Source organism: Aquidulcibacter sp., from assembly GCF_020253525.1.
Classification (GTDB): Bacteria; Pseudomonadota; Alphaproteobacteria; order Caulobacterales; family Aquidulcibacteraceae; genus Aquidulcibacter.
Window position 1 is genome coordinate 1 of sequence record NZ_JADCBK010000087.1, and the last position, 5,518, is coordinate 5,518.

Annotated in this window: 3 protein-coding genes and 1 pseudogene; 3 read left to right on the forward strand and 1 reads right to left on the reverse strand. The window is 57.7% G+C overall.

The window, feature by feature from the left end; translation table 11 throughout:
* Window positions 1-214, reverse strand: a pseudogene (locus IOB61_RS10805) (nitronate monooxygenase); the annotation flags it as partial.
* Window positions 215-477: 263 nt separating this feature from the next.
* On the opposite strand from IOB61_RS10805, the gene IOB61_RS10810 reads away from it, so the two are divergent.
* The 3 genes from IOB61_RS10810 to scpA are packed head-to-tail and all read left to right on the forward strand — an operon-like array spanning window position 478 to window position 5,316.
* Window positions 478-1,293: a helix-turn-helix transcriptional regulator gene (locus tag IOB61_RS10810; RefSeq protein WP_290816290.1), complete on the forward strand. Its 816-nt coding sequence runs from the start codon at window positions 478-480 to the stop codon at window positions 1,291-1,293.
* Window positions 1,294-1,333: 40 nt separating this feature from the next.
* The gene (locus IOB61_RS10815; protein ID WP_290816293.1) at window positions 1,334-3,166 is read left to right on the forward strand and encodes a methylmalonyl-CoA mutase subunit beta; all 1,833 of its coding nucleotides are present in this window, start codon (window positions 1,334-1,336) and stop codon (window positions 3,164-3,166) included.
* Window positions 3,163-5,316: a methylmalonyl-CoA mutase gene (gene scpA / locus IOB61_RS10820; protein WP_290816296.1), complete on the forward strand. Its 2,154-nt coding sequence runs from the start codon at window positions 3,163-3,165 to the stop codon at window positions 5,314-5,316. The genes IOB61_RS10815 and scpA overlap by 4 nt, the downstream gene beginning before the upstream one ends.
* Window positions 5,317-5,518: the final 202 nt, after the last annotated feature.

The following is a 5,518-nucleotide window of genomic DNA, read 5'->3' on the forward strand; positions in this document are numbered from 1 at the left end:
GGTCTGGGTTTTTGTCATTCCATTCCCCCAATTCGGTGGTGATCTTGTCCAGCCATTCTTCCAACACAGGCGCTGGGCGCGCATTCAGCGCGGGGAAGGAGCCGACCACGCCCGCCTTACATTGCGCGATGACCAGATCAGGGTTGGAAATGATGAAGAGCGGCGCTCCGATCACAGGGATCCGAAGACGAGATAGAACTGCAGGTACCGACATGTGAACTCCCAGAGCAGTGTGGCGGGTGCCATTATGGCTACCTTTATGCACCCGTCTTGGCGCGTCCTGCGCTACGATGCAAGTAGAAGCGCGCGCCTAAACTGGCATTGGCCACAAGAAGTTTAGTGCCGCCACCGATGCGTCTGATAGATATCCGATCACATTTCCGAAACATTTTTGATCTCGCATTAAATTAACCGCTATTTTGAGTGGACTTTACCCAATAGGCCCAACAAGATGGCCCTTCGGCTTGGGGGAGTTGTATGAGCGCGGAAAAGCCCGGCATGGATGGCTCTATGGAGCCATTTCCAGAACTTGGTTCGGAAAACACCAGCTCGGATCTGAAGATTCGGCCAGATTACGACAGCTTACCCGATCAACCCCTTGGGTTTGACAATACAGAAGCGGTTGGCCTTGGTTGGGCGTTTGACGCCATCGACCGCAGCCCGACGGAGCATATGCCGTCCTGGCAAACAGATACCGGCTATGAGTCGAAAGAAGACAGAGATCGCCGTGCCAAACACAAGCAGTTTTTGAGCGGGCTGGAAGCTGCTGGCGTTCATGGCGTAATCGTCGATCAAACCGGCCATGTTCATGCAGGCACGTCAAAATGGGTCCGTCGGATCGAGGCTTCCAGCACCTTGCGCTTGAAAGATGGGAAGTTAATTGCCTTGGCCGCTCGCAGTGTGACCGACCTCCAGGCAGGGCTTGGTGTTTTGTATGACGGCTATCAAGGTAAGCATTTGTCGGTGCCGTTGCGTAACTTGGACGGCTGGGTTGTCGATATGGTCCGCCTGTTTAAATGCGAGGCGACCTTAGGCCCCTATGTGGCTGTGTTGCTGCCCAAAACGACCCAAGACGAAATGGCAACCATTACCGGCCTTCAGGTCTTTGCTGGGCTGACCAAGTCTGAAGCCAATATCGCAACCCTGTTGTCGCAGGCGCGGATGGTTGAAGAAATTGCCGCAATCCGCAAGACATCTGTGGCCACTGTAAAGAGCCAGATCAAAGGCCTGCTGGCGAAATTGGGCTTGCGGCGGCAAGCCGACTTGGTTCGACTGGTATCTACCGCAAGGTGAGGTCTTGACGAGGCGGGCTTAGGCCTGCACTTGCCATCCTATGACCCATCCATTCGCACTCGCTTCTGGCTTCACTGACCCTGAAATCGCGCGCTGGCAAGAGCTGGCCGAAAAAGCATTGAAGGGTGCTCCATTTGAACGTCTTATTGGGCAGACCTATGATGGTGTGCCCATTCGGCCGCTTTATACAGCCGCTGATGCGCCAAGTCCGGGTGAACGCACAGGGGTGGCTGGGCAAGCGCCCTATATCCGCGGTGCAGAAGCTGTGCGCGATGCCTTTTTGCCATGGGATATTCGCCAATCCATCTTGACCCCAGATCCCCATGCCGCAAACCAGACTGCGCTTTATGATTTGGAGCGCGGTGTCTCTTCCTTGGAATTTGTGATTGATCCCACCGGCAATTGCGGAGTGGCAGCCAGCCGGGTGGCAGACTTCCAAGTTTTGATTAAGGGCGTGTTGCTGGGCTTGGCCACAGTGGCCTTGGATGCACCGGCTGATCCCTTAGGGGCCGCGCGGGCTTTAGCCGATGCCGTGCCAGAAGCCGAACGCGCCACAGCAAAGCTTGCCTTTAATCTCGACCCCTTGGCCGCCCGCATGAACGGCCAAACGGGCTGTAGCCTTGAAGCTGCTGCGGGCTTTGCGGCCCAGACCCAAAGCCTGTTTCCTTCTGCCACCTGTTTGCGGGCCGATGCGCGGCCCGTTCATGAAGGCGGTGGGTCTGAGGCGCAAGAATTGGCAGTCTTGATTGCTTCGGGCATCGCCCATCTGCGCGCCGGTGAGGCTATGGGTCTTGCCCCCGAGGCAGTCAATTCAACCTTGTTATTCACGCTTGCTGCAGGGCCGGATGTGGTGGTGGAGATTGCCAAGCAACGTGCCGCGCGCAGGCTGTGGGCCCGTGTGCTTGAGGCGTGTGGCGTGTCAGCCCCGATGCGCTTGCAAGCGGTGACGTCTGGCCGCATGCAAACCAAGCGCGATCCTTGGAGCAATATTTTGCGCGCCACTTGCGCCTGTTTTGGGGCAGCAGCAGGTGGGGCGGATGTCATTACCGTCCTTCCCTTTACAAGCGCCTTGGGCCTAGCCGACGAGAATGCCCGCCGCATCGCCCGTAATACCCAATTGATCTTGCAAGAAGAGAGCCATCTGGGCCGGGTCACCGATCCGGCTGGCGGGGCATGGGCGATGGAAGCCTTGGCAGAAGATTTGGCCAAAGCCGCTTGGCCCTTGGTGCAAGAGATTGAGCGGGCGGGGGGGCTGCCATCTGCTTTAGACCAGGGCTTGGTGCAAGGCTGGGTTGCCCAAACGCGTGCCGCCCGTACCCGCGATATCGCCAAGCGCAAGACCCAACTCATTGGCATCAATATCTATGCCAATCTGGACGAAGTCTTGCCTGCAACACCCCCCATTTCGCCGACCTCTGCGCCCCTGGCCCCGCTGGCAGGGGCGATCCCACCCATGCGTTTGGCACAAGATTTTGAAGCTTTGCGCGACCGGGCAGACAGTCTTAGCCCGAAGATTTTTCTCGCGACCCTAGGCAGTCTCGCCAAGTTTAGCGCGCGGGCTGGTTTTGCCCGCAATGCTTTTGAAGCAGGTGGTATCAAGGCTATGGGTGCCGATGTGGCCCATGCGGATCTTGCCGCGCTGATTGCAGCCTTTAAGGCCAGTGGTACCCAGCTGGTTTGCTTGTGCGGCGATGATGCGACTTATGAGGCAGAAGCCAGCGACGCTGCTGCCGCGCTCAAAGCCGCCGGTGCCAAGCAGATTTGGCTGGCGGGTAAGTTCCAAGCCCCTGCCATTGATCGCAATCTGTTTGCTGGGGCCGATATTTTGGCCGAACTCACCCACGCCATCTCGCTTCTGGAGGAGCCCGTATGAGCAAGCTACCAGACTTCAGCATGCTAGAACTGGGCACGCCAAAGCTTGCCCCTGCCGCGGCCAACCCTTCTGCTCGCGCCGAGATGTGGCGCACCCCGGAAGATGTGTTGGTCAAACCCGCCTATGGCCCAGAAGACCTCAAAGGGCTTGACCATTTAGGTGGCCTTCCAGGCATTGCCCCCAATATTCGTGGGCCCTATCCCACCATGTATGTCCAACAACCTTGGACGATCCGCCAATATGCGGGCTTTTCCACGGCTGAAGATTCTAACGCCTTTTACCGCCGCAATCTGGCTGCGGGGCAGAAGGGCCTCTCGGTTGCCTTCGACCTTGCAACCCATCGCGGCTATGACAGCGACCACCCTCGCGTGCTGGGCGATGTCGGCATGGCCGGTGTGGCCATCGACAGCATTTATGACATGCGCACGCTGTTTGAGGGCATCCCCCTCGACCAGATGAGCGTTTCCATGACGATGAATGGCGCGGTCCTGCCCATCCTCGCACTCTATGTCGTCGCAGCTGAAGAGCAGGGGGTGAGCCCGGACAAATTGTCGGGCACGATCCAAAACGACATTCTCAAAGAATTCATGGTGCGCAACACCTATATCTATCCGCCAGGCCCCAGCATGCGGATCATTTCGGACATTTTTGCCTTTACCAGTCAAAACATGCCGAAGTTCAATTCCATCTCCATTTCCGGCTATCATATGCAAGAAGCAGGGGCGACAGCAGACCTTGAGCTTGCCTACACCCTTGCCGATGGGTTGGATTATATCCGCGCCGGACTTGAGGTGGGATTAGATATTGATGCTTTTGCGCCGCGCCTGTCCTTCTTCTGGGCAATCGGCATGAATTTCTTCATGGAAGTTGCCAAGATGCGGGCGGGTCGGGCCCTATGGGCGCGCTTGGTCAAGCAATTCAATCCCAAGAGCGAGAAGTCCCTGGCATTGCGTACCCACAGCCAAACCTCTGGCTGGAGCCTAACGGCGCAAGATGTGTTCAACAATGCCGTGCGCACCTGCGTAGAGGCGATGGCCGCAACCCATGGCCATACCCAAAGCTTGCACACCAATAGTTTGGACGAGGCCTTAGCCCTGCCGACGGACTTTTCGGCCCGCATCGCCCGCAACACCCAATTGGTGCTGCAGGAAGAGGCAGGCTTTTCCCGCCCCATCGATCCCTGGGGCGGCAGCTATTATGTCGAAAAGCTGACGGCTGATCTTGCTGAGCGGGCTTGGAAACATATTGAAGAAGTGGAAGCCTTGGGCGGCATGGCCAAAGCCATCGAACAGGGCTTACCCAAATTGCGGATCGAAGAAGCCGCCGCCAAGACCCAAGCGCGCATCGATACCGGCATGCAGACCGTGGTGGGTGTCAATAAATTCCCGCTCGATGAAGTTGACGACGTTCCGGTCCTGAAAGTCGACAATACGGCTGTGCGGATGAAACAGCTGGAGAAATTGAAGCGCTTGAAGGCTGAACGCAATCAAGCCGATGTCGATGCGGCATGTGCGGCTTTAACGGCAGCGGCCCGTGATGGCTCAGGTAACCTCCTCGATCTTGCCATTAAGGCTGCTCGGGCCAAAGCGACCGTGGGCGAAATCTCGCTGGCTTTGGAAGATGTCTATGGTCGCCATAAGGCCGAAATCCGGATCAATTCGGGCGTCTATGCCCGCGAAGCAGACCCCGCAAACCCCGTCTTGCAACAGGCCCGCGACGCCATTGCCGCCTTTACCAAAGCCGATGGGCGCCCGCCTAAAATCTTGGTCGCGAAAATGGGCCAAGACGGTCACGATCGCGGTCAAAAGGTGATCGCCACCGCCTTTAGCGATTTGGGCTTTGATGTTGATATTGGCCCCTTGTTCGCCACACCTGAAGAAGCCGCCCGCCAAGCGGTGGAGAATAATGTCCATGTCATCGGCTTCTCCTCGCTGGCGGCAGGCCATTTGACGCTTTTGCCGGCCCTGCGCCAAGCTTTATCGGCGGAAGGCCGCAGTGACATTATGATCGTTATTGGCGGCGTGATCCCACCCGATGATGTGCCCGTTCTCAAGCAAATGGGTGCCAGTGCGGTCTATCTGCCAGGCACTGTGATTGGCGAAGCGGTCGTCGATCTGATCGGCACCTTGAGTGGCCGCTTAGGCTATTAGAACCCCTTTCTCCCCCCACGATGTCATCCCCGCCGGAACGCAGGGGAGAGCGGGGACCCCATGGGACTTTGCGGCAGGAGGTCTGGGACTCGGCTGCGCCGTCCGGGATGACATCGTTTCTTTCAATGACACCCAACACCTATAGCCCCGCGAGGAAAAGACCTCCGGGGGTTCGGCTTTTGCCCTTGGGATAAGGGCAGGA